This window comes from Streptomyces sp. NPDC087844 (genome assembly GCF_044742785.1).
Taxonomy (GTDB): domain Bacteria; phylum Actinomycetota; class Actinomycetes; order Streptomycetales; family Streptomycetaceae; genus Streptomyces.
The window spans coordinates 47,845-69,906 of the sequence record NZ_JBIUVD010000035.1 but is presented as its reverse complement, the minus strand read 5'-3'; the positions used below and the strand labels follow the sequence as shown (position 1 = coordinate 69,906).

21 protein-coding genes are annotated in these 22,062 nt (G+C 71.3%); 5 read left to right on the top strand and 16 right to left on the bottom strand.

Annotated features, from left to right (window positions below; genetic code table 11):
- Positions 1–309: 309 nt before the first annotated feature.
- From ACIOKD_RS40075 to ribB, 10 genes are all read right to left on the bottom strand, one after another.
- Complete coding sequence (locus tag ACIOKD_RS40075; RefSeq protein WP_402093290.1) at positions 310–1,035, bottom strand: hypothetical protein; 726 nt, start codon at positions 1,033–1,035, stop codon at positions 310–312.
- Between the two features lie 978 nt (positions 1,036–2,013).
- Complete coding sequence (locus ACIOKD_RS40070; RefSeq protein WP_402093296.1) at positions 2,014–3,303, bottom strand: beta-ketoacyl-[acyl-carrier-protein] synthase family protein; 1,290 nt, start codon at positions 3,301–3,303, stop codon at positions 2,014–2,016.
- 137 nt (positions 3,304–3,440) lie between these two features.
- The gene (locus ACIOKD_RS40065) at positions 3,441–3,737 is read right to left on the bottom strand and encodes a hypothetical protein (protein WP_402093289.1); all 297 of its coding nucleotides are present in this window, start codon (positions 3,735–3,737) and stop codon (positions 3,441–3,443) included.
- Positions 3,738–3,817: 80 nt separating this feature from the next.
- A complete protein-coding gene (locus ACIOKD_RS40060) occupies positions 3,818–4,828 on the bottom strand; it encodes a beta-ketoacyl-ACP synthase III (RefSeq protein WP_402093287.1) in 1,011 nt (336 codons plus the stop codon).
- A 308-nt stretch (positions 4,829–5,136) separates the two neighbouring features.
- Positions 5,137–5,346, bottom strand: coding sequence for a hypothetical protein (locus ACIOKD_RS40055; RefSeq protein WP_402093286.1), 210 nt, complete (start codon positions 5,344–5,346; stop codon positions 5,137–5,139).
- A gap of 1 nt (position 5,347) precedes the next feature.
- Positions 5,348–5,785 carry an SRPBCC family protein gene (locus ACIOKD_RS40050; protein ID WP_402093285.1) on the bottom strand — a complete coding sequence of 146 codons (438 nt, stop codon included), beginning with the start codon at positions 5,783–5,785 and terminating at the stop codon, positions 5,348–5,350.
- Positions 5,785–6,549, bottom strand: a complete 765-nt coding sequence (locus ACIOKD_RS40045) for an SDR family oxidoreductase (protein ID WP_402093284.1) — start codon at positions 6,547–6,549, stop codon at positions 5,785–5,787. The genes ACIOKD_RS40050 and ACIOKD_RS40045 overlap by 1 nt, the downstream gene beginning before the upstream one ends.
- Positions 6,546–7,223 carry a hypothetical protein gene (locus ACIOKD_RS40040; protein WP_402093281.1) on the bottom strand — a complete coding sequence of 226 codons (678 nt, stop codon included), beginning with the start codon at positions 7,221–7,223 and terminating at the stop codon, positions 6,546–6,548. Before ACIOKD_RS40040 ends, ACIOKD_RS40045 begins: the two co-directional genes overlap by 4 nt.
- 50 nt (positions 7,224–7,273) lie before the next feature.
- A complete protein-coding gene (locus ACIOKD_RS40035; RefSeq protein WP_402093280.1) occupies positions 7,274–8,527 on the bottom strand; it encodes a 1-acyl-sn-glycerol-3-phosphate acyltransferase in 1,254 nt (417 codons plus the stop codon).
- Between the two features lie 17 nt (positions 8,528–8,544).
- Complete coding sequence (ribB, locus tag ACIOKD_RS40030; RefSeq protein ID WP_402093279.1) at positions 8,545–9,216, bottom strand: 3,4-dihydroxy-2-butanone-4-phosphate synthase; 672 nt, start codon at positions 9,214–9,216, stop codon at positions 8,545–8,547.
- 349 nt (positions 9,217–9,565) lie between these two features.
- Between ribB and ACIOKD_RS40025 the strand changes: the two genes are divergently transcribed.
- A complete protein-coding gene (locus ACIOKD_RS40025; protein WP_402093277.1) occupies positions 9,566–10,087 on the top strand; it encodes a MarR family winged helix-turn-helix transcriptional regulator in 522 nt (173 codons plus the stop codon).
- Between the two features lie 231 nt (positions 10,088–10,318).
- Here the strand turns inward: ACIOKD_RS40025 and ACIOKD_RS40020 are convergent, their stop codons facing one another.
- Positions 10,319–11,605 carry an adenylosuccinate synthase gene (locus ACIOKD_RS40020; RefSeq protein ID WP_402093276.1) on the bottom strand — a complete coding sequence of 429 codons (1,287 nt, stop codon included), beginning with the start codon at positions 11,603–11,605 and terminating at the stop codon, positions 10,319–10,321.
- A 190-nt stretch (positions 11,606–11,795) separates the two neighbouring features.
- Between ACIOKD_RS40020 and ACIOKD_RS40015 the strand changes: the two genes are divergently transcribed.
- The gene (locus ACIOKD_RS40015; protein WP_402093274.1) at positions 11,796–12,686 is read left to right on the top strand and encodes a diacylglycerol kinase; all 891 of its coding nucleotides are present in this window, start codon (positions 11,796–11,798) and stop codon (positions 12,684–12,686) included.
- Positions 12,687–12,877: 191 nt separating this feature from the next.
- On the opposite strand, the gene ACIOKD_RS40010 is transcribed toward ACIOKD_RS40015, so the two are convergent.
- Positions 12,878–13,396: a GbsR/MarR family transcriptional regulator gene (locus ACIOKD_RS40010; protein WP_402093273.1), complete on the bottom strand. Its 519-nt coding sequence runs from the start codon at positions 13,394–13,396 to the stop codon at positions 12,878–12,880.
- 157 nt (positions 13,397–13,553) lie between these two features.
- Here ACIOKD_RS40010 and ACIOKD_RS40005 point away from each other — a divergent pair, with 157 nt between their 5' ends.
- Positions 13,554–14,468 (top strand): ATP-binding cassette domain-containing protein, encoded by a 915-nt coding sequence (locus ACIOKD_RS40005; protein WP_402093272.1) that lies wholly within the window; start codon positions 13,554–13,556, stop codon positions 14,466–14,468.
- Positions 14,465–16,090, top strand: coding sequence for an ABC transporter permease (locus ACIOKD_RS40000; RefSeq protein ID WP_402093271.1), 1,626 nt, complete (start codon positions 14,465–14,467; stop codon positions 16,088–16,090). Before ACIOKD_RS40005 ends, ACIOKD_RS40000 begins: the two co-directional genes overlap by 4 nt.
- Positions 16,091–16,305: 215 nt before the next feature.
- On the opposite strand, the gene ACIOKD_RS39995 is transcribed toward ACIOKD_RS40000, so the two are convergent.
- From ACIOKD_RS39995 to ACIOKD_RS39980, 4 genes are all read right to left on the bottom strand, one after another.
- Complete coding sequence (locus ACIOKD_RS39995; protein WP_402093270.1) at positions 16,306–17,526, bottom strand: cytochrome P450; 1,221 nt, start codon at positions 17,524–17,526, stop codon at positions 16,306–16,308.
- Between the two features lie 193 nt (positions 17,527–17,719).
- Positions 17,720–18,385, bottom strand: coding sequence for a response regulator (locus tag ACIOKD_RS39990; protein ID WP_402093269.1), 666 nt, complete (start codon positions 18,383–18,385; stop codon positions 17,720–17,722).
- Positions 18,382–19,743: a sensor histidine kinase gene (locus ACIOKD_RS39985; protein WP_402093268.1), complete on the bottom strand. Its 1,362-nt coding sequence runs from the start codon at positions 19,741–19,743 to the stop codon at positions 18,382–18,384. The genes ACIOKD_RS39990 and ACIOKD_RS39985 overlap by 4 nt, the downstream gene beginning before the upstream one ends.
- A 326-nt stretch (positions 19,744–20,069) precedes the next feature.
- Entirely contained in the window at positions 20,070–20,936 is an 867-nt protein-coding gene (locus ACIOKD_RS39980; protein ID WP_402093267.1) for an alpha/beta hydrolase, read from the bottom strand.
- A gap of 446 nt (positions 20,937–21,382) precedes the next feature.
- Here ACIOKD_RS39980 and ACIOKD_RS39975 point away from each other — a divergent pair, with 446 nt between their 5' ends.
- The gene (locus ACIOKD_RS39975) at positions 21,383–21,982 is read left to right on the top strand and encodes a TetR/AcrR family transcriptional regulator (protein ID WP_402093295.1); all 600 of its coding nucleotides are present in this window, start codon (positions 21,383–21,385) and stop codon (positions 21,980–21,982) included.
- Positions 21,983–22,062: the final 80 nt, after the last annotated feature.

Here is a 22,062-nt window from a genome sequence, read left to right as displayed (position 1 = left end):
GCCGCCGGCGCCGGCGGGGGTGGCGGCGGGCGCGCGGCGGCGCGCCGCCCGGGGCGGGTTCGCGGTGTGGGCGGGGGGGGGGGGGGCGGGGGGGGGGGGGGGGCGCGCGGGGGCGGCGGGGGCGCCCCCCCCCCCCCCCCCGCCGCGTCCCGGGCCCTGCTTCCTTTGCTCGCTCAGTTCTTGTAGGTCGTACGGGTCCTATGGGTCGTACGGGCAGGGCGGGCGGGGCGGGTGGCGGTCACCCGCTCAACGCACCACCGCCGAAGAGGCCGAAGAGGCCGAAGAGGCTGAAGAGGCTGAAGAGGCCGATTAAGCCGTAGGGGTCGAAGGAGTCAATGGGGCCGACGAGGCCGCCGAGGCCGCCGGATCGGGACACTGCGGTGCTCCCCCGCGCCCGCGCCCGCGCGGAAGCGGCACCGTACCGACGTGCAGCCCTTCCTGGTCGGCGCGCAGGCGCCGGGCCCGCAGACGTTCGGCCTCTGCGGGGTCGGCCTGCAGGACAAGGCGATAGGGGGGCCGGCTCTCCTTGCGCACCACGGTCACCCACCCGCGACGGGCCCAGCCGTACAGGGTGATGGACGGCATGGACAGCTCCGCGGCCAGATCCTGCAGCCACCACTCGTGCGCCGCCAGGCCCTCACCGCGGACAGCGGCGGGTTGGCGGCGGGCGGCGGGCATGTTCTCGCGCAACAGACGGCGCACCGTGGTCAGACTGATGGGGTCGCTGCGGCCGGGCGCCATGGTGTAGCCCTCACGCCCCAGCACCTGGGCGATCGTCGGAGCGTTGAAGCCCAACGCGGCGAGAACGCTGATGCGTTCGACGACCAGGGTGTAGTACCGCTGCGACGGAATCGTGCGCGGCGGCTCGGGAAGGGTGGGCGAGCGTTGCGCCCCGGGGCCTCCGGAAGCGGGGCCCGTGTCGTCGGCGAGCTCGTGACGGGCGGTGCTCCCGGCGAACTCGGCCACATGGCGGGCGATGCTTCCGGTGGGCCGTGACGTCATGTCCGCTGCGGGCGGACCGGTGCGCTCAGCCATCGGCGGCGGGGCGGTGGGCCGGCCACCGGAGCAGCCGTACCGGGCGTCCGGTGCGGTCCGTGGCTGCCTTCTCGACGGGGCGGACATCCGTGGCGTACCTCGGGAGCGCTGCCCGTAACCGTGAGGGCGTTCGCCCGACGATCTCCGGTCCCACGATCTGTGTGGCGATGCCCGGCCTCACGACCGTCGGTCCCGCGATCTCCAGCCTCACGATCCCCAGCCTCACGATCGCCGGTCCCGCGATCCCCGGTCCCGCGATCCCCGGTCTGACGGGCTCCTGGCCGGTGGGGCGGGGTCTTGCCCGGTTGCCTTCTTTGCTCCGGGCCCGTAGCGACGCCCGGTGCACGGCCCGGTGCGGTGTCCGCGGGACGGCACGCGGACGTCCCGGCCGGCCGGGGGACGGGCGGCTGGTGCCGCGGGCGTGGTCCCGTCGGCGCGACGGGCGGATGGCGATGTGCAAGAAGCAGTACGGATCGCCGGGGCGGGCGACGGCCGGTTTCACGGGGAGGTGTCCTCCATCGTCACTGGGTCTCACTGAGCACACGACCGGTAGAGCGAACGGATGCGCGCCGCGACGCTAGAAGTGCCTCTGCGCGCTGGGCACACGGTTCACACCCCTGACCCCGAACGGCTTGCCGACAGGGGCCGGAATGCGACAGCGGTCACGTCGACCCCAGCCGTGCCCCACAGCCGGGGAAAGGGGTTTCGGTCCGGCCCCTGGAGCCCCGAGCCGCCCACGAGCTGGGTTTTCGACGCTTTACCGGGCCCAAGAGCGTGCCGTTGGTTCACAAAGGCGCCTCACAAGTTGACCGAAACAGGCCAGTTGCGCGAGGTCGGGCGGGGCGCCCGGTCCGACCCGTATGCCCGCTCTGCGGCCCGACCGGTTCAGCCGTACGCCACGCCGCCCGTCAATGCGTGCAGGCGGCACCGGCACCGGCACCGGCACCGGCACTGGCATTGGCAACAGCGTTGTCATCGTCATGCCTCGCTGCCGCTGCCCGTGCCGCTTCCGGCGCTGCGGAACGCCAGGCACACGTTGTGCCCGCCGAAACCGAAGGAGTTGTTCAGGACGACGGCCGGGCCGGGCGGCAGCTCGCGCGGTTTGTCGCGTACGACGTCCGCGTCGGCCCGTTCGTCCAGGACGTCGACGTTGATCGTGGGCGGGGCCAGTCGGTGGTGCAGGGCCAGCACCGCGGCCACCGACTCCACCGCCCCGGTCGCTCCCAGCAGATGGCCGGTCATCGACTTGGTCGCCGACAGGGGAACCCGGCCGGCGCGGGCGCCCAGCACCCGGCGCAGCGCGGCGAGTTCGGCGAGGTCGCCCAGGGGTGTGGCGGTGGCATGGGCGTTGACGTGGACGACCTCGTTCCGGTCGGCGCCGGCGTCGGCCAGGGCCGCCCGCACCGCGCGGGTCACGTCACGGCCGTCGGGTTCGGGCTGCGCGATGTGGTGGGCGTCGGAGGTCAGTCCGACGCCGGCCGCCTCGCCGTAGACGCGTGCGCCGCGGGAAAGGGCGTACTCCTCGGACTCCAGGACCAGGATTCCGGCGCCCTCCCCCATCACGAAGCCGTCCCGGTCACGGTCATAGGGGCGGGAAGCCGCCTGGGGGTCGTCGTTGCGCCGTGACATGGCCATCATGTTGGCGAAGGCGGTCATGATCAGGGGATGGATGGGCGCCTCGGTGCCGCCCGCCACCACCACGTCCGCGCGCCCGGAGCGGATCATCGCCAGGGCGCAGCCGACCGCTTCGGCGCCCGAGGCGCAGGCGGCGGCGGTGGTGTGGATGCCGGCCCGCGCGCCGAGTTCGAGGCCGACTTGGGCGGCCGGCCCGTTCGGCATGAACATCGGCACCGTGTGCGGGGAGACCCGGCGCGGCCCCTTCTCCCGCAGGACGTCGTGGGAGTTCAGCAGCGAGGTCAGGCCGCCCAGGCCCGAGGCGACGACGACGCCGAGCCGCCCGGGGTCCACGGCCGGACTGCCCGCGTCCCGCCATGCCTCACGGGCCGCCACGAGGGCGAACTGCGTCGAACGGTCCGTACGCCGGGCCAGCGTCGGCCCGATGAGCGGCGCGGGCTCGCTCGCCGCCGGGCACGCGATGCGTACGGCGAGGTCGTGGGCCCACGGCTCGGTCAGCTGCCGGGCTCCGGAGCGACCTGCGAGCAGGGACTCCCAGGTGGACGGGACGTCACCGCCCAGCGGCGTGGTGACTCCGAGTCCGGTGACGAGAACTTTTCCGGTGCCGGGGGCTTTCCGGGCGGCGTGCGCCATTGCGGTCTCCATGGTGTGGTCTCGCACGATCCGAGGGGTCACGATCCGAGGGGTCACGATCCGAAGGGTCACGATCCGAGGGGTCACGATCCGAAGGGGGGTGGTGTCTGCCGGAGCCCTCCGCGTCAGGCGGCACTTCAGACGGCACTGAAAATGCGGCCCATGATGTCGAAGACGGTGGTGAAGTCCGCCCCCTCCGGTTCCGGGCGGGCAGGAGCGGCAGAATCGGCGGGGACGGCGGGGACGGCGGGGGCGAACTGGTCCCCACCGGGCCCGAGCGGACCGAGCCCCGACACCGCAGCGGACAGGGCGGACGGTCCGACGACGACGTGCGGGGTGCGGGTCCGGCCGGAGGGAGCGCCGTCACGGCGTGCGGCGGCTGCTCGCTGCCCCGCGGTGCTCGCCGTGTGCGGCGCGACGGATGCATCGATCATGATCATGTCAGCTCCAGGTACGGGAACAAGTACGGGAACAGGCACGAGAACAGGTACGAGGACACGAGCGGCGCGGCCCGTCAGGGCAGCGTGATCACCTGGGCGGCGCAGGAGAGCCCGGCGCCGAAGCCGATGGTCAGGGCGAGCCCGCCGCTGTGGACGGCTCCGGAGGCCAGCATGTTCTCGATCGCCAGCGGGATGGAGGCCGCCGAGGTGTTTCCGGTGTGCACGATGTCGCGGGCGACGGCCACGTGCGCGGGCAGCCGCAGTGTCGCGGCGAGGCTCTCCACGATGCGCAGGTTCGCCTGGTGCGGAATGAAGGCCTCCAGGTCGGCGGCGTCCACCCCGGCCTCCTCCACGGCCCGTCGGGCGACCCGGGCCATCTCGTAGACCGCCCAGCGGAACACGGTCTGGCCCTGCATCGTCAGGGCCGGGAAGCGCGACGGCGTACCGTCGCGGAGCTCCAGCCAGGAGGCGCTCTGGTCGATGGCCCCGCCCTGCGACCCGTCGGCGCCCCAGACCACGGGGCCCATGGCCGGGGTGTCGCCGGGCCCGACGACGACGGCTCCGGCACCGTCGCCGAAGAGGAAGGCGGTGGCGCGGTCATCGTGGTCGATCAGGTCGGACATCCGCTCGGTCGCCACCACGAGAACGTGGCCGGCGCTGCCGCCGCGCACCAGGTCGTGGGCGACCGCCAGAGCGTGGGTGAAGCCCGCACAGGCGGCGGAGAGATCGAAGGCCGCGGCCTGGGTGGTCCCGATCCGGTGGGCGATGTCGGCGGCGAGGGCGGGCAGTTGGCGGAAGTGGGTGGAGGTGGCCACCAGGACACAGCCGATCCGGTCGGCGGTGACTCCGGCGTGCGCGAGTGCCTTCTCCGCGGCCGCGGCCCCCATGAGGGCCACGCTCTCCTGCTCGGCCGCCCAACGCCGTTCGGCGATGCCCGAGCGTTCGCGGATCCACTCGTCACTGGAGTCGATGCGGCGGGCGATCTCCTCGTTTGGCACCACGCGGGAGGGCCGGTAGCCGCCCACGCCGACGATACGGGCGTACTCGGGGCCCTTGGGAGGCTTCAGTACGGAGGGTGTGGACACGTGGGTCTCCCTGGAACGTGGAACAGACGGGTCAGCGGAAAGGCGGGAAGGCGGGAAGGGCGGGGCGAGTAGGGCCGGTGGGCGGGAAGGGAAGGTGGGGCGAATGGGGCGGGTGAGGAGAGTGGGCGGTGGGTGTGACGGGCCCGGTGCGGGGGATTTTCGCCGGGCCCGTCACGTATGGGGCGACCGGTTCGACGACCGGTTCGGTCGAGGCCGCGGCCGGTTCGGTCGGAACCAGGAGGGACTCGGTCGGAATCAGGAACGACTCGGTCGGAGCCAGGGTCGACTCGGTCGGGACCACGGCCGGTTCAGTCGAGGCCACGCAGGATGTGGTCCTCGGCGTACTCGCCGTCCTCGACGTCCTCGACGTCCTCGCCGTACTCGCCGTCCTGGCGGGCCAGGTGCAGCGGCGTGGGCCGCGCCCAGCAGTCGGCGAAGGCGGGCGGCACGGGCGGGACGGCCGGCGCCGTGCGCTCACCGGGCCGCGCGGCAACGGATGGTGCGGTGCCGGGCGCCATGTCAGGACACCTGGGCCAGAGCGCGCTGCCCGGCCCGCCCGGACAGCCGGTCCAGGCGAAGGTCGGCGACACCGGCGAACGCCGGCCGCAGCAGGGCGGCGAGGCTGCCCCGGTGGGTGAAGGTGTGTGTGACGTGGGTGCCGTCGCCGTGGGGCAGCAGGCTCCAACTGTTGGTCTCGGCCAGGCCGGGTACCTCCCACCGGCCCTCGATGAGGGTCTCGCCGATGCCCGCGTACTCCCAGTGGCCGCGGAGGCCGCCGCGGGCGACGAGCGGGTAGCGCCGGCCGGTGAACGCCTCCGACGGACCCCTGACCGAGAGGAAGGCGGGGTTCCACTCGGCGAGGGCGGCGGGTTCCAGAAGGATCTGCCGCACGATCCCGACAGGTGCGGGGATCAGGATGTGCGAAGCGTTGGCGTTGGCGTTGGCGTTGGCGTTCATCAGTACCTCATTCCTCCGTCGGTGCGGATGACCGTGGCATTGATGTAGTCGGCGGCAGGAGAGGCCAGGAAGGCGATCGTCTCGGCGGTCTGCTCCGCCTCGCCGGTCCCGAGCAGTGAGCGGTCGGTCATACGCCGCCGCTGCGGACCGGCGACGGCCGCCCCCAGACCGGTGTCGAGGATGCCCGGGGCCACGATGGCGGTGCGGATGTTGTAGGAGGCGTACTCCTGCGAGACGGTCATGGCCAGGCCGTGCAGGCCCGCCTTGGAGGAGGAGTAGGCCGCCTGGCCCGCGTTCCCGGTCAGCGCGGTGATGGAGGAGATGTAGATGATGCGGCCGTAGCGCGCCCGCATCATGGTCTTCACCGCGTACTTGGTGCTCAGGAAGGCACCGCGCAGGTTGACCCGCTGCACCTCGTCCCAGTCCTCGATCGACATGCGTACCAGGGGCTGGTCGCGGGTGATCGCGGCGTTGTGGATGAGGGCGTCGAGCCGGCCGAACCGACGGGCCTCGGCTGCCAGCAGGGCGGCCGTCTCGTCGGTGGCCACGTCACCGGGGACGAGCCGGAGCCGGTCCTTGTGCTTGTCGACGAGGCGGTCCAGGCCGTCCGAGGGTGAACGGTGATTGGCGACGACCGCCGCTCCCTGGTCGAGGAGCGTCTGCACGGTCAGCAGACCGAGGCCCCGTCCCGCCCCGGTCAGGAGCACCACTCTGCCCTTCAGCGGGCTGCCCGGGGGCGGGGCCGTCGGAGCCGGACTGCTCATGGCGTGGTCTCCCAGGTGTGGGCCCCGGCCATCGCCGAACCGGCCGGGCACATGACGGCGGCTGCGATATCGGGGGTGACTGCGGTGTCGGAGATGACTGCCGCGTTCGAGATGGCTGCTGCGTTCGAGATGGCTGCGGTGACGGCGATATCGGCGGTGAACAGATGGTCGGTGACCGGCGCGAGACGGTCCTCGGAGAAGGGGCGGGGTGTACGCAGCCGGGCGAACCGCAGGTTCTCCGGCTGGTACGGCGGTGTCTCCACGATCAGGTGGGGCAGCAGCAGGTCAGGACTCTCGCGCAGCAGGCCCGTGCTGTTCTCCAGGAAGCGCAGGCCGCGTTCGCGCAGCGCGGGCGGCATCCAGTCCAGGACCGGCAGGTGCAGTTCGCTCACCACTCCGTCACTGGTCAGGTCGGCGCGGGCCGCCACGTCGGGCGGCAGCCGGTCGGCCTCCTCGGCGTACATCGGTACGGAGATGCGTTCCTGTTCGAGCAGGACGAGCAGGCACCCTCCGCCGTACAGGTGGTCCAGTACCTGGGCCGCCTGCGCCGGGCTGGGCCACAGGGCCGTGGGGGTGTAGTCGCCGGATATGGACGTACGCCAGGCCAGTCGGCGAGGCCCGTCGAAGACCACGAGAGTGTTGCCGCACTTCAGGGACGCCGATGTGCTCGACACTGACGTACTCGACGCTGACGTACTCGACGCTGATGTGCTCATGAATGAGCTCACCCCCTTGGGGTCGTAGGGCCGGCGCCGGCGCCGGCGCCGGCGAGTTGCTGGTACTGGGCCTCGGCCCGGCGCCGCCGGTCCGCCGTCCGCGCGTCGGGGGCGGGGGCGGTGAGAACGCCGCGCAACTGTCCCGCCGCCTCGTCGTCGCGGCCGACCGCGATCAGCGCCTCGGCGTACGCCATGGGGTACCGGGTGTCGTGGGCCCCCAGGCGGGCCGCGTGCCGCAGATGCTGCAGCGCCTCCTCGCGGCGGCCGCCCAGGGCACGGGGCATCAGCAGATGCCAGCGGCCCAGCAGGTAACGGGCCATCAGATGGTCGGGGTGCTTCCGCAGCACCTCCTCGGCGCCGCGCCGGACCCCGCGCAGTACTGCGGGGCGCAGCACCGCGGGGGCGTCCAGGGCACGCAGTCCGGTGAGCCTGGCCGCCAGAACGCGGGCGTCGGCGACGACCGGGTCGTCGGATCTCTCGAATCGGTCCGGATCGGTACGGCGGGCCAGGGTGAGCAGGAGGCGCGCCTGCTTCATGCGCCGCCCGGCGGGCAGGGGGTCGGTGCGGCTGAGCATCGTCTCCGCGACCGTCTCGGCGCGCCGGACCAGTTCCAGGGACGCCTGGCGTGTCCGCTCCGGACCGGGTTCGGTTCGTGCCGTCTCCACCAGCGGTTCCAGTGCTTCGCGCGCCGCCACCACCAGGGCCTTGACCCGCTGGGGCCTGGGCAGTGCGGAGTCGTCGGGCAGTGCGGGGCCGAAGACGACACGGACCTTGGCGCGGCGGGGCAGCGAGGCCCCCTTGGGCAGGACGTGCTGTGCTCCCCACATCGCCACGGGTATGACGGGCACACCGGCCCGTACCGCGAAGCGGAAGGCACCGTCCTTGAAGGGCAGCAGGGGCCAGCCCGTCCCGCGGGTGCCCTCGGGGTAGACCACGAGCGCACCTGAGCCGGCGAAGACACCGTCCACCGCGGCCAGCAGTTCCTTGCCGGGGCGGTCCCGGTCGACCGGGATGCCGCCCATGCCGTCCGTCCACCGGCCGCGTATCGGGTGGACGAAGGCCTCGGCCTTCGTGAGGTAGGAGGTACGGGTGTCCCTCAGCGCGTCGAGGACGGCGTCGAGGACGAGGTGGTCGGCGAAGCTGCTGTGGTTGGCGATGAGGACGAACGGCTGGTCGGCCGGCAGGTGCCGGACCCCTTCTACTCCGGCGAGGAACCGGTGCGTGACTGCGGGTCGGGTGACCGCGTTCGACGCACCGGCCATCCACCGGGGGATACGACTCACTTCACCCGCTCGGTCCGGGCGGCGGCGTACTCCCGAAGCTTTTCGATGCTGGTCAGGATCAGGCCCTCGCGCCGGGCGAACTGGGCGAGCTGGGGGAGGCGCGCCATCGTGCCGTCCTCAAGGATGATCTCCACGATGACGCCGGCGGGCGTGAGCCCCGCGAAACGGGCGAGGTCGACCGCCGCCTCGGTGTGGCCGGGCCGCTCCAGGACGCCGCCCGGACGTGCCACGAGGGGGAAGATGTGGCCCGGCCGACGCAGATCCTGGCCGGTGCCGTTCAGCATGAGGTCGATCGTCTTGGCCCGGTCGGGGGCCGATATACCGGTGGTGACGCCGTGCTCCGGGCCGCCGTCGACGCTGACGGTGAACGCGGTGCCGTGGTGGTCCTCGTTGCGCTCGACCATCGGGGGCAGGTTCAGCTTCTCGGCACGCTCCTCGGTCACCGAGACGCAGACCAGACCCCGGCCGTGGGTGATCATGTAGTTGATGGCCGCGGCGTCGGCGTACTCCGCCGCCACTATGAGGTCTCCCTCGTTCTCCCTGTCCTCGTCGTCCACCACGACGATGAGCTCCCCGCGTGCGATGGCGGCCACGGCCGCCGCGGCGTCGTCGAGAACGATCGGGGCGTCGAGTGCGACGGGAGCGTCTTCAAGGATCTGCGCGGTCATTTCGTTTCCTTTGCTTGACGAGGGCCTGAGCTGAAGCTGTGAGGTCGTGCACCGGCCAAGAAGTCGATGGCGCGACATCGATGGTTTGTCATCGATGTCCCAACACCGATGCCTCATCATGCATGTCTCAGCATCGTTGTCGCAACACCATTCTGGGTGTCCGATAAAAGTGGTAACCGCGCTTCCGGATGGGTCGGAGACAGGCCACACGGGCCGGATAAGGCGTATATCGATGACGTAGCATTGAATGATGTGGCATGGATGCTGCATCATCGAGAAATGACGTGATCACCCGCTCGTGTGAAGCCGCCCGCCGACAGCAACGCCCACAGCACCCCTTGGAGCCGCCATGTCCCGCCCCCCGACCGCCACGGACACCACGTTGAGCCGAGCGCCCGCAACGGCCGAGCCGCCTCCGCACGACTCGGAACTGCGCTACCTCCTGCTGGCCGCGCAGCGTGAGGGGGCCCGGCAGATGACCGGACAGCTCAGGCCCTTCAACCTGACCCCGGCCCAGGCGGAGATCCTGCTGGTGCTGGCCGAGCGTGCCCCGCTCACACTCGCCGAGGTGGGCCGCCTGATCGTGTGCGAGAGCGGCAGCCCCAGCCGCATCGTCGACACCCTCACCAAGCGCAGCCTGATCGACCGCGAGCCGGGACAGGTGGACCGCCGGGTCGTCTACCTGCGGCTGACTCCACGCGGGCAGGAACTGATCCCCGTACTGCGCACCATCGACACCCAGACCGACGCGATGATCACCGACTGTCTCAGCCTGGAGGAACAGGCGGTCATGACCCGCGGGCTGCGCCGGATCCTCGACGGCACACCCAGCGGAACCGCTCTGGCGGCACGCTTCGAGCACCAGAAGTAACCGGCCGCCACCCCGGCCGCCGTCCGCCGTCCGCCGTCCAACCACCGTCCGGACGGCTCCCGGGTCCGCCGCGGCAGCGTCAGGGATGCCGCGGCGCTGGGGCGACGCGGCGGTCAGCACATGTGAGAAGGCCGCCACCTCGTACGAATGCTTCGTACGAGGTGGCGGCCTTCTCACATGCAGTTACCGCTGGCGTCACCGCAGGTGTTACCTCAGGTGTTACCGCAGGTGTTACCGCAGGAACGAGTTGATCTCGATCGTCTCCGTGCGGCCCGGGCCCACGCCGATCGCGGAGATCGGGGCGCCGGACATGTCCTCCAGCGCCTTCACGTACGCCTGGGCGTTCTTCGGGAGGTCGGCGAAGGTCTTGGCCTTCGTGATGTCCTCCGACCAGCCGGGCAGGTTCTCGTAGATCGGCTTCGCGTGGTGGAAGTCGGTCTGCGAGTACGGGAGCTCCTCGACGCGCTTGCCGTCGATCTCGTACGCGACACAGACCGGGATCTCGTCCCAGCCGGTGAGGACGTCGAGCTTGGTGAGGAAGAAGTCCGTCAGGCCGTTGACACGCGTCGCGTAACGGGCGATGGGCGCGTCGAACCAGCCGCAGCGCCGGTCGCGACCGGTGGTGACACCGCGCTCGTGGCCGATGCGGCGCAGCGCCTCACCGTCCTCGTCGAGCAGCTCGGTCGGGAACGGACCCGCGCCGACCCGGGTCGTGTACGCCTTCAGGATGCCGATGACCCTGCTGATCTTCGTCGGTCCGACACCCGAACCCGTGCAGGCGCCGCCCGCGGTGGGGTTCGACGACGTCACGAAGGGATACGTGCCGTGGTCGATGTCAAGGAGCGTGCCCTGGCCGCCCTCGAAGAGGACCACCTTGTCGTCGTCGAGCGCCTTGTTGAGCACCAGGACGGTGTCGGCGACGTACGGGCGCAGCTTCTCCGCGTAGGTCAGCAGCTCCTCGACGATCTGGTCGGTCTCGATCGCGCGGCGGTTGAAGACCTTGGTGAGGAGCTGGTTCTTGCCGTCGAGAGCCGCCTCGACCTTCTGCGTCAGGATCGACTCGTCGTACAGGTCCTGGACGCGGATACCGACGCGGTTGATCTTGTCGGCGTAGGTCGGGCCGATGCCCCGGCCGGTGGTGCCGATCTTCCGCTTTCCGAGGAAGCGTTCCGTCACCTTGTCCACCGTCACGTTGTACGGCGTGATGATGTGCGCGTTTCCGCTGATGAGGAGCCTTGAGGTGTCGATGCCTCGCTCGTTCAGTCCGTTCAGCTCGGAGAACAGGACCGATGGGTCGACGACGACTCCGTTACCGATGACCGGGGTGCACCCCGGCGAGAGGATTCCGGAAGGGAGGAGGTGGAGGGCGTACTTCTGATCGCCCACGACTACCGTATGGCCGGCGTTGTTGCCGCCTTGGTAGCGCACCACATAGTCCACGGAACCACCGAGCAGGTCGGTGGCCTTTCCCTTGCCTTCGTCACCCCACTGAGCACCGAGCAGCACAAGTGCGGGCACGCGCGTACACCCCTTCCGGGCGGGGCATGTCCAAGGTCGGGGACGTACGCGGCTGATTCTGGTACGGCTGCGTACGCCGGCGACCACCTTTGGCCGCGACCGTCGGACCGGATGCCCCGGAATAGACGAAGCCCCTGGCGCAATAGCGCAAGGGGCTCTTGCACAAAGATGCTACCCGAGGAAGCGAGGCATGACCGAGGTGGCGACTTCCGACCAGCTCCTGGTGGTCATCGACCCGGTCGCCCGTCACGGTGACGGTGAGGCGGTACGGATCGCAAAAGACGTGCTCAGCGCGGGTGCGACGACAAAAGTGTGCCTCCCCGACGGGCCTGAGGAATTCGATCGGGCACTGGCCCGGAGAGGGTCGCGGCGACCCGTCGTGATCGGGGACGACCGGGCGCTCCTGCGTGCTGTGTCCCTTTTGCACCGGCGGCGCGAGCTGGCTGGATGTGCGCTGTCCCTGGTGCCGGTGGGCGTGGGCGGCGGAGCGCTGACGCTCTCGCGGGCCCTCGGCGTGCCCATGGGGGCCGTGTCGGCGGCACGGGCGGTGCTCGACGGCTCCGAGCGGCGGCTCGATCTGCTGGTGGACGACAGTGACGGGGTGGTGCTGGGGGCTCTGCGGATTCCGCCCATGGGCGGGGACGCGGGTGCTGGTGCTGGTGCTGGTGCTGGTGGGGCAGGTTCCTGGGGGGAGGACGGCTCGCGTCAACACCCGCACTGGTTGCGGACCTGCCAGTCCCTCGTCCGCACGCTCGCCGCACGGCCCGCCCGCGCACCGGCGTCCGCCTCACCCGGGCCCGCCCGGCTGCGGGTCGAGGTCGACGGGCGGACCCTCATCGACCTGGACCAGCCCGTGGAGGCCGTGTCGATCACTCCGGGAGGCGCCGGGGGTGGTGCGCGGATCGAGATCCGGCCCGTCTCCGTCGGGGCGGAGGCCGCGCCGCTGGAGGCCGTGGCCAGGACGATCACCGTGTCGGGGGCGGATTTCCGGTATCGGGCGGATGCGGTGGTGGGGGGGCCGGTGCGGACGCGGACGTGGACCGTCCGGGAGGGGGCTTGGGGGCTGATTCTGCCGGGGTAGCGCGGGGGGCGTGCCCGGGTTTTCTCGCCGGGGGCGCTGCCCCCGAACCCCAGGTCCTCAAACGCCGGACGGGCTGAAAACGTTTCAGCCCGTCCGGCGTTTGAGGACGAGCGCGCAGCGCGATACGGGGGCGAGGGGCGCAGCCCCATGCAGTGACGGGGAGGGCAGGGGCGGCGGGGGCGGAGAAAGGCCTAACCGGCACCGAAGTGCCGTTCCCGATGCACCCGCCAGCGATCCATCATCAGCGCCACCTCCCCGTCCATGAACTCGAAGAACGCGAGCGTCTCAGCCAACCGCCGCCCCGCCGGACTGCCCCCGCCAAGGCTGTCCACACCCTCGCGCAGGGCCCGCTCCCACCTCTTGACAACCGCCTCACGATTAGTGAGCGCCTCGTACCACTGGTTGCTGTGCACCCGGTACCGCTCGCGCCGCGATCCGGGCTCACGCTCGCGCGAGACCATGTGCTGCTGCGAGAGATAGCGCACCGCCCCGGACACGGCGGCCGGACTGATCCGCAGCTGTTCACCCAGCTCGACCGAGGTCATCGTCCCGGAGTCGGAGGAGAGCAGCGCGGCGAACACCCGGGCCGGCATCCGCTGCATCCCGGCCTCGACGAGCTGCGCGGCGAAGCTCTCGACGAACTTCGAGACCGCCTCGGCGTCACGCGACGCACCCCCGCCTTCCCGTGCCGCCCCATTCGGTTCCGCCATCCCGCGATCCATCCTCTCCGTACCCCGCTCCTGTACCCCTCGGTCACACCCTCGGTCACAACCCTTGGTCACACCCCTCGCCCGCCGTCGAGTCTATCCGTCGTTCATACGCTTCCTTAACTTCACAAGTTTGTGAAATGCGCGTACGTTCTGAATCATGACGAAGGCAATCACCGTCTCCGGACTGCACAAGTCGTTCGGCGGCACGCATGCTCTGGACGGCCTCGATCTGGACGTCGAGACCGGCGAGGTCCACGGCTTCCTCGGCCCCAACGGCGCGGGCAAGTCCACCACCATCCGTGTCCTGCTGGGCCTGCTGCGCGCCGACTCGGGCACCGCGCGACTGCTGGGCCGCGACCCTTGGGCCGACGCGGTGGAACTGCACCGCCGGGTCGCGTACGTCCCCGGTGACGTGACGCTCTGGCGGAACCTGTCGGGCGGCGAGGTCATCGACCTGTACGGGCGTCTGCGCGGGGGCCTGGACCAGGCGCGCCGCGCGGACCTGATCCAGCGGTTCGAACTGGACCCCACGAAGAAGGGACGCACCTACAGCAAGGGAAACCGGCAGAAGGTCGCCCTCATCGCCGCCTTCGCCTCGGACGTGGACCTGCTGATCCTGGACGAGCCCACATCGGGCCTTGACCCCCTCATGGAGGAAGTCTTCCAGCGGTGCGTCGAGGAGGAACGCGACCGGGGCCGCACCGTCCTGCTGTCCTCCCACATCCTCAGCGAGGTCGAGGAACTGTGCGACCGGGTCAGCATCATCCGCAAGGGCGTCACGGTCGAGACCGGTTCGCTCGCCGACCTGCGGCACCTCACCCGCACCAGCATCACCGCCGAAGTCGCCGGACCCCCCGACGGACTGGCCGCCCTGCCCGGCGTCCACCACCTCGACATCCAGGGCACCCGGGTCAGACTCCAGGTGGAGAGCGACAAGCTGAACGCCGTACTGCGCTCGCTCACCGAGTCCGGCGTGCGGTCCCTGACCTCCACACCGCCCACCCTGGAGGAGCTCTTCCTGCGCCACTACCAGGAAGACGTACAGGCGCAGGCCGGGGTGGCGTCCCGATGACCACTGCCGTGACCTCGCCCGCCGGGCCCACCACCGTACGGGGCAGGGGTACGCGCCAACTGGCAGGAACCCGGCCCCTGCTGCGGCTCGCACTGCGCCGGGACCGGGTGGTGATCCCGCTCTGGGTCGGTGTCGTCGCCCTGATGGTGGTCTCCATGCCGGGTTCCCTGAAGAGCGTGTACTCCACGGCCGCCGAACGCACCGACCTCGCCGGTCAGATGCTCACCAACAGCTCCCTGCGCGCCATGTACGGGCCGGTGTTCGGCGACTCCCTCGGCGCTCTCGTGGCGTGGCGCATCGGCGCGTACGCGGGGGTGTTCGCCGGGATCATGAGCCTGGTCGTCGTCGTGCGGCACACCCGGGACGAGGAGGAGAGCGGCCGTCAGGAGATGGTCTCGGCGGGCATGGTGGGCCGACGCGCCCCGCTGACCGCCGCGCTCCTCACCGCCCTCGTCGCGAACGCGGCCCTCGCCCTGCTCATCACCGCCGGCCTCGCCGGACAGGGTGCGCCGGGCGCCCTCGCGCTGGGGCTCGGCACGGCCGGGGTCGGCATGGTCTTCGCGACGGCGGCGGCGGTCGTCGCCCAGCTCACGGAGAGCGCGCGGCTCGCGAAAGGGCTGACGGGAGGCCTGCTGGGCGCGGCGTTCGCACTGCGGGCGGCCGGCGACTCCTCGGTGAGCGACGGCTCGTCCGTGCTGACGTGGCTGTCCCCCGTCGGCTGGCTGGAGAACCTGCGTCCCTTCGCGCACGAACGCTGGTGGGTCCTGCTGCTCTTCGCCGCCGCCGTCACGCTCCAGGGCGCGACCGCGTACGAACTGGCCGGGCGCCGTGACGTCGGGATGAGCTTCCTGCCGACCCGGCCCGGCCCCGCCGCCGGCCGCCTCGGTACGGCGGGCGCGCTGGCCTGGCGACTGCAGCGCGGCAGCGTACTCGGCTGGAGTCTCGGCTTCCTCGCCGCCGGGGCAGCCTTCGGCGGGGTGACGAAGGGGGCGACGGATCTGGTCGGCGACAACGAACGGACCCGCGAGATCATCGAGCGCATGGGCGGACAGTCCGGCATCACCGACGCGTTCCTCGCCACGATGGTCGGCATGCTCGGCATGGTCGCCGCGCTGTACGTCGTCCAGTCCGTGCTGCGACTGCACGGCGAGGAGACCTCCCAGCGCGCGGAACCGGTCCTCGCGGGCGCGGTGGGCCGTCTGCGCTGGGCCGGCGGCCACCTGCTGATCGCCTTCGGCGGCGCGGTGCTCATCATGCTCCTGGGCGGCCTCGGCCTGACGGCCGGCTACGGGCGGTCGCCGGGCGCCGTCCTGGGCGCTTGCCTGGTCCAACTCCCCGCGATCTGGACCATCGGCGCCCTGACGGTCCTCCTGTACGGGGTGTCTCCACAGGTGGCTCCGGCCGCGTGGGCGGTGGCCGGCACCGCACTGCTCCTGGGCTGGATCGGCCCGGCCCTTGACCTCCCCGCCTCGGCGCTGGACCTCTCGCCCTTCGGCCACCTGCCGAAACTCCCCGGCGGCGAGATGACCTGGACACCGGTACTGGTCCTCACGGCGATCGCGACGGCCCTGGTCGCGGCGGGCCTGGCAGCCTTCAGGCGCCGCGACCTGACGACGGGGTGAGGCCGCGGTGAGGCCGGGCAACCCGTGGGGGGTGCCGTGGGGGTGCCCCGCAGGGGCCCTTCAGGGGCGCGGAAGGCGCGGGGTACGGAGGGTGCGGAGGGCGCGGGGAACTGCGCGACCAGCCACGGTCGACCCACACGTCACAGCCGGACCGCCACAGCCGGTCCGCCACAGCCGGTCCGCCACGACCAGTTCGTCGGACCAGGACCAGTCCGTCACACCTCGACCAGCAACTCCTCCAACCCCCGGATCACGAAGTTCGGCTTCCGCCGAGGCTCGGCCGTGAGCCGAAGCGAAGGAGCCCGCTCCAACAACGCCCTCATGGACGCCGCAAGTTCGATCCGGGCGAGTGGCGCCCCGATGCAGTAGTGGATACCCGCGCTGAAGGAGATGTGCGGATTCTCCACCCGGGACAGATCGAGCGCCTCAGGCTCGGCGAACACCGCCGGGTCGTGATTGGCCGCCCCGAAGAGCAACGCCACCTCGCTCCCCCGCGGGATCACCGTCCCGTCGACCTCGATCTCGTCCAGCACCCACCGCTCGAACAACTGCAGCGGGGTGTCGTACCGCATCAGCTCCTCCACCGCCGTACCCACCAGCCCCCGGTCCGCGCGCAGCGCCGCCAGTTGCTCCGGGTGCCGGAACATAGCCCACCAGCCGTTCACCGTGGCGTTCACCGTCGCCTCGTGGCCCGCGTTCAGCAGGAGGACGCACGTCGAGATCATCTCCTGCTCACTGAGCCGGTCCCCCTCGTCGTACGCCGCGATCAGTCCCGAGACCAGGTCGTCCCCGGGCTCCTTGCGCCGTACGGCGATCAGCTCCCGCAGGAACTCGGTGAACTCGACCGACGCCCGCACCGCGTTCTCCGCCGTCTCCTCGGACGGGCTCAGCTCGTACATCCCGCAGATGTCCGCCGACCAGGGTCGCAGCTGCGCCCGCTCGGACTCCGGGATGCCCAGCATCTCCGCGATCACCGCCACCGGGAGGGGCTCGGCGACGACCTTCAGCAGGTCTCCGCCGCCCGCCGCGACCAGCTCGCCCACCAGGTCGGACGCCAACCGGTCCACGTACGGCCGCAGCCGCTCGACCGTGCGCGGGGTGAACGCCTTCGACACCAGCCGCCTGATCCGTGTGTGGTCCGGCGGTTCCAGGTCGAGCATGCCGTGGTCGTTCAGCACGTGGAACGGCTCGTGCTCGGGCGGGGGCGGCGTCCGTCCGAAGTCCTCGTGCGTGAAGCGGTGCTGGTAGGTACGGCCCAGCCTGCGGTCCCTCAGCAGCGTCGACACGTCCGCATGGTGGGACACCAGCCACTGGTCGGTCGGCTCGTAGTAGTGGATCCTGCCGTGGGTGCGGAGGTCCGCGTAGGCGGGGTACGGGTCGGCCAGGAAGGTCTTGTCCCAGGGGTCGAAGGACTTCGGGGGGTTGATGGCTGCCATGAGCGGACGCTAGCCGGTGGTGTCCCTGTCTGGACAGGGGCTGCCCTCTTGAACTGGGGCTTCGCTCCGCAGGGGTCGGTTTCGTCTGCGGGTCCGTGGGGGCTGGTCGCGCCGTTCCCCGCGCCCCTGAAAGCCAAAGACAAAAGACTGCGCCGTTCCCCGCGCCCCTACGGGGCTTCGCCCCCAAAGGGTTTCAGCCTGGGGTTACCAGGCGGGCCTCGTAGGCGAAGACCGCTGCTTGGGTGCGGTCTCTCAGGCCCAGTTTCACCAGGATGCGGCTCACGTGGGTCTTGATGGTGGACTCGGCCACGACCAGGCGGGTGGCTATCTCCGCGTTGGACAGGCCCTGAGCGATGAGGACCAGCACCTCGGTCTCCCGGTCGGTCAGATCGCCGTACGCCGCGTGCGTGGCGGCCGAGTAGCGGGGCTCCTCGGACAGCTTCGAGAACTCGGTGATCAGCCGCTTCGTCACCGAGGGCGCCAGCAGTGCCTCACCGGCCGCCACCACCCGTACCCCGTCCGCGAGCTGCCGGGCCGAGGCGTCCTTCAGGAGGAAGCCCGACGCCCCGGCACGCAGCGCCTGGTACACGTACTCATCGAGGTCGAACGTGGTCAGCACGAGCACCTTCGCCGCGCCGTCCGCCGCGACGATCTCGCGCGTCGCCTCGATGCCGTTCATCTCGGGCATCCGGATGTCCATCAGGACGACGTCCGGCGTGAGCTCCCTGACCCGGTCGACCGCCTCCCGGCCGTTGACCGCCTCGCCCACGACCTCGATGTCCGGCATCGCGCCGAGCAGCACCGAGAACCCTTCGCGGACCATCATCTGGTCGTCGGCGATCAGTACCCGAATGGTCATGCCGTGTCCTCCGTCGACGCCGCCGACGAGACCGGCAGGAAGACCGCGACCTCGTAGCCCCCGTCGTCCGTCGCCTCCGCCGTCATCTCCCCGTCCAGCATCGACACCCTCTCCCGCATACCGGTGATGCCGTGCCCGGCGCCCGGTGACGGCTTGACCAGCCCGGTCGCCGGACCGTTCACCATCCGCAGCCCGAGCCCGCCGAGCACATAGCTGACCTCCACCTTGGCCGACGCGCCCGGCGCGTGCCGCAGGCTGTTGCTCAGCGCCTCCTGGACTATTCGGTAGGCGGACAGCTCGACGCCCTGGGGAAGCTCCCGCACCGCTCCCGTGACCGTACTGTCCACCCGGAGGCCGGTGTCGCGCACGTTCTCCAGGAGGCGGTTCAGGTCCGCGAGTCTGGGCTGCGGGGCGTCCGGGGCCTCGTAGTCCTCGGCCCGTACGACACCCAGGACCCGGCGCAACTCGGAGAGCGCTATGACCGCGTTCTCCCGGATCACCTTGAAGGCGTACTCCAGCTCCGGCGGGGGGTTCTCCACGCGGTAGGGCGCTGCCTCCGCCTGAATGGCGACCACCGACATGTGGTGGGCGACCACGTCGTGCAGCTCACGGGCGATCGTCGTGCGCTCTTCGAGAAGAGTGCGCTTGGAACGCTCGTGCGCGGTCACCGTCTGCTGGGCGGTCACCTTGTGCGCGGCCTCGCGGCGCACGTGCCACACCGTGACCACCAGCAGGGCCAGTGCGCTCACGAACAGGAAGGGCATCGTGTTCGTGTAGTCGTGGCCGCCCGGGAAGAAGCCCTCCGAGACAAGGCCGTAGGCCGCGGTCAGCGCCCACATCCAGGCCGCAGTGCGAGGCCTTGTCCGCATCGCCACGACCGTGAGAACGACCAGCTGGGTCGCGAAGGCGCCGGGCGCCCAGGGCCAGTCGCTGGCCCACCAGTGCCCGAACTGGGCCGTCACCAGTGCCACCACCAGAGAGGCCCAGAAGGCGACGACCGGCCTGAGCAGGGTCAGCAGGATCGCGCCCAGCCCCATGAGGCCGGTCAGGAACTGCGCCAGATCGCCGCCGCCGTTGCCCGCGAGGGAGATGAGCAGCGTGATCAGGCCGGCCAGCACCACCAGGGTGTGCGGGAGCAGGGTGGCCCGCTCTCTCAAACGTGGCGGCAGGCTCTTGATGACGGGGCCGTCCGTCCGCATCCTCGGAAGCGGGCGGAGGGCGAAGGCGTCGTGGAACAGGTCCTGCCGCAGCCCCCGCGACACGTCCATCGCGAGCTGGAACTCGGGACTGCGCGGCCGGCCGCCGCCTGGCTGTGTCATCTGCGTCTGTGTCGCCTGCGTCTGGGTCGTCTCGGTCATGTACAAAACGTAGGCCGAGGCGGGTGCGGTGGTCGTCACCAGTAAGACGGGTTCTGCAACCTCCCTCTCAGGTACTACGGGTATCACCGGGGCCGATCGCGGCGAGCCGCACCCCACCGACGAGACAGAGTGTCGCGGGCACTTCTGCGGCCGTGTTCGGACCGGGCGCGCAGTTCCCCGCGCCCCTTCGAGCCCGCCGGACGCACCCCACAACTCACGGGCGAGCCACACCACACCGGCGGGGTGGAGTGGCCTGGGCTCGTCTGCGGCCGTGTGGGGGCCGGGTGCGCGGTTCCCCGCGCCCATGCGCCCCTGAGGGGCCTGCCCTACCAGGCCAGTTGGGTGATTTCCTCCGCCACCACCGCGCACGCGTCCGCCGCCGGGTCGATCAGGGGGAAGTGGCCGACGTCCTCCAGGAGCGTCAGGCCCACCACCTCGCCGGCCTTCGCCGCGGCGTCCGCGTATGCCTCGGCGACCGCCTGCGGCACGACGGTGTCCGTTCGGCCCTGTACCAACGTCGTGGCTATCCCCGTCGGGAGGAGCAGGGCCGGGTCGGTGTACGGCTGTCGTTCCTCGAACCTGGTTTCACCGCCGAGGAGTTGGAGTGTGGCTCCGGAGCAGACGCCCAGCTTCTCCGCGACCGTGAAGTCGGCGATCGGGGCCAGCGCGACGACGCCGCGCAGCGGGGCCGGCCTCTCCAGGTACCAGGGCGCGTCGGTCGGCAGCAGGTGGCGGGCGGCTGCCCAGAGCGCCAGCTGACCGCCGGCCGAGTGGCCGGTGACCACCGTGCGGCGGACGTCGGCTCCCGGCAGGGCGTTCCGTACGAGAGCCGGCATCGCGTCCAGCGCCGCCGCGACGTCGTCGAAGGTGTCGGGCCAGCGCCCCGCCACCGGCCCCGTGCCACCCTGCGCCGGGATGGTGCCGCCGCGCCGGTACTCGACGTTGGCCACGGCGAAGCCCCGCCGGGCCAGGAAGTCCGCGAACGGGGTGATGTGCCGCCGGTCGTACGGAGCCCGCCAGGCGCCGCCGTGCAGGACGACGACGAGCGGGGCCGACTCCTCACCGCCGCGCGGTGCGTAGAAGTCGACAACCTGGTCTGGGTGGTCGCCGTACGCGGCGGTGGCGTCGGGGTCGACGGGCGGATGGGAGAAGGCCGACTCCTCCTCCGCGGCGTCGCGGGCGTCGTCCGGCATGCTCCAAGCCTCTCAGCGGTGCGGTGTTCGTTCCCCGGCCCGTGAGCGCTCAAGGTTTGTGGTCAACGTGCTCCGGGGCGCGGGTCGTTGGCGGGACGGTATCAGGCCGGTGACGTGCGCCTACACACCGCCGTAACGCTCGGCGAGGGGTAAACGGTGCTGGTGTTTCGTTACGCTGGTGGAGTGTCGCCCAGCGATCGCCCCGCTTCGCCCCGCGTCGCCCCGTCACCCCTCACCACGCCCGACCGCGAAGGAGCCCCCTCATGACCGCCGAGCCAGATCCCGAGCCCAAGCCCGAGCCCAAGCCCGAGCCCAAGCCCGAGCCCGAGCTGGATCCCGAGCCAGAGCTGGATCCCGAGCCAGATCCCAGTACTGGCTCAGATCAAGGGACCGTGCCAGATCACGGGACCGTACCCGCACCCGGGACCGCACCCGAGCCCGGGACCGTGCCCGAACCTGGGACCGTCCGTCCCGGAGGGCGTACCGCTCGGGTCCGTACGGCCGTGTTGCGCGTCGCCGGGGACGTGCTGGCCGAGCAGGGGTTCGCCCATCTCGATCTGGCGGACGTGGCCCGGCGCGCGGGGGTGGGGAAGACGACCGTGTACCGGCGCTGGGGCTCGGTCACCGGACTCGTCGCCGATCTGCTCGGTGACATGGCCGAGCAGTCGCTCCCCCGTACCGAGACGGGCTCCGTGCTCGGGGATCTGCGGGCCAATGCCGCGCTGGTGTGCCGCACGCTCGCCGATCCCCGGCAGGGGGCGTTGTTCCGGGCGGTGATCGCCGCCGCGGCGTGCGACGCGCGTACGGCGGAGGCGTTGCGGCGCTTCTACGAGGTGCGGGTCGCCGAGTGGGCGCCCTGTGTCGAGCAGGGGGTCGCGCGGGGGGAGTTGCCTGCGGGGACTGATGCGGGGGAGGTCGTGCGGGCTGTATCGGCGCCGTTGTACTACGCGTTGCTCACGTCAGGGATGGCGCCTGGGGCCGACGCGGCTGAGCGGGCCGCGATGGCGGCGGTTGTCGCTGCGCGGAGTGGGGTGTTCGTGAAGTGAGGGGTGAGGGTGAGGGGTGACGGGCGAGGCGTGAGGCGTGAGGCGTGACGGGCGAGGCGTGACGGGCGAGGGGGGAGGAG

Excerpts from the sequence above, each read along its gene's own strand:
- ACIOKD_RS40050 (WP_402093285.1), bottom strand. The coding sequence starts at position 5,785 with ATGAACGCCAACGCCAACGCCAACGCCAACGCTTCGCACATCCTGATC.
- ACIOKD_RS40035 (WP_402093280.1), bottom strand. The coding sequence starts at position 8,527 with ATGGCCGGTGCGTCGAACGCGGTCACCCGACCCGCAGTCACGCACCGG.
- ACIOKD_RS39985 (WP_402093268.1), bottom strand. The coding sequence starts at position 19,743 with ATGACCGAGACGACCCAGACGCAGGCGACACAGACGCAGATGACACAG.
- ACIOKD_RS40000 (WP_402093271.1), top strand. The coding sequence starts at position 14,465 with ATGACCACTGCCGTGACCTCGCCCGCCGGGCCCACCACCGTACGGGGC.
- ACIOKD_RS40070 (WP_402093296.1), bottom strand. The coding sequence starts at position 3,303 with ATGGCGCACGCCGCCCGGAAAGCCCCCGGCACCGGAAAAGTTCTCGTC.
- ACIOKD_RS39990 (WP_402093269.1), bottom strand. The coding sequence starts at position 18,385 with ATGACCATTCGGGTACTGATCGCCGACGACCAGATGATGGTCCGCGAA.
- ACIOKD_RS40055 (WP_402093286.1), bottom strand. The coding sequence starts at position 5,346 with ATGGCGCCCGGCACCGCACCATCCGTTGCCGCGCGGCCCGGTGAGCGC.
- ribB (WP_402093279.1), bottom strand. The coding sequence starts at position 9,216 with ATGACCGCGCAGATCCTTGAAGACGCTCCCGTCGCACTCGACGCCCCG.
- ACIOKD_RS40010 (WP_402093273.1), bottom strand. The coding sequence starts at position 13,396 with ATGGCGGAACCGAATGGGGCGGCACGGGAAGGCGGGGGTGCGTCGCGT.
- ACIOKD_RS40015 (WP_402093274.1), top strand. The coding sequence starts at position 11,796 with ATGACCGAGGTGGCGACTTCCGACCAGCTCCTGGTGGTCATCGACCCG.
- ACIOKD_RS40025 (WP_402093277.1), top strand. The coding sequence starts at position 9,566 with ATGTCCCGCCCCCCGACCGCCACGGACACCACGTTGAGCCGAGCGCCC.
- ACIOKD_RS40005 (WP_402093272.1), top strand. The coding sequence starts at position 13,554 with ATGACGAAGGCAATCACCGTCTCCGGACTGCACAAGTCGTTCGGCGGC.
- ACIOKD_RS40075 (WP_402093290.1), bottom strand. The coding sequence starts at position 1,035 with ATGGCTGAGCGCACCGGTCCGCCCGCAGCGGACATGACGTCACGGCCC.
- ACIOKD_RS39980 (WP_402093267.1), bottom strand. The coding sequence starts at position 20,936 with ATGCCGGACGACGCCCGCGACGCCGCGGAGGAGGAGTCGGCCTTCTCC.
- ACIOKD_RS40065 (WP_402093289.1), bottom strand. The coding sequence starts at position 3,737 with ATGATCGATGCATCCGTCGCGCCGCACACGGCGAGCACCGCGGGGCAG.
- ACIOKD_RS40045 (WP_402093284.1), bottom strand. The coding sequence starts at position 6,549 with ATGAGCAGTCCGGCTCCGACGGCCCCGCCCCCGGGCAGCCCGCTGAAG.
- ACIOKD_RS39995 (WP_402093270.1), bottom strand. The coding sequence starts at position 17,526 with ATGGCAGCCATCAACCCCCCGAAGTCCTTCGACCCCTGGGACAAGACC.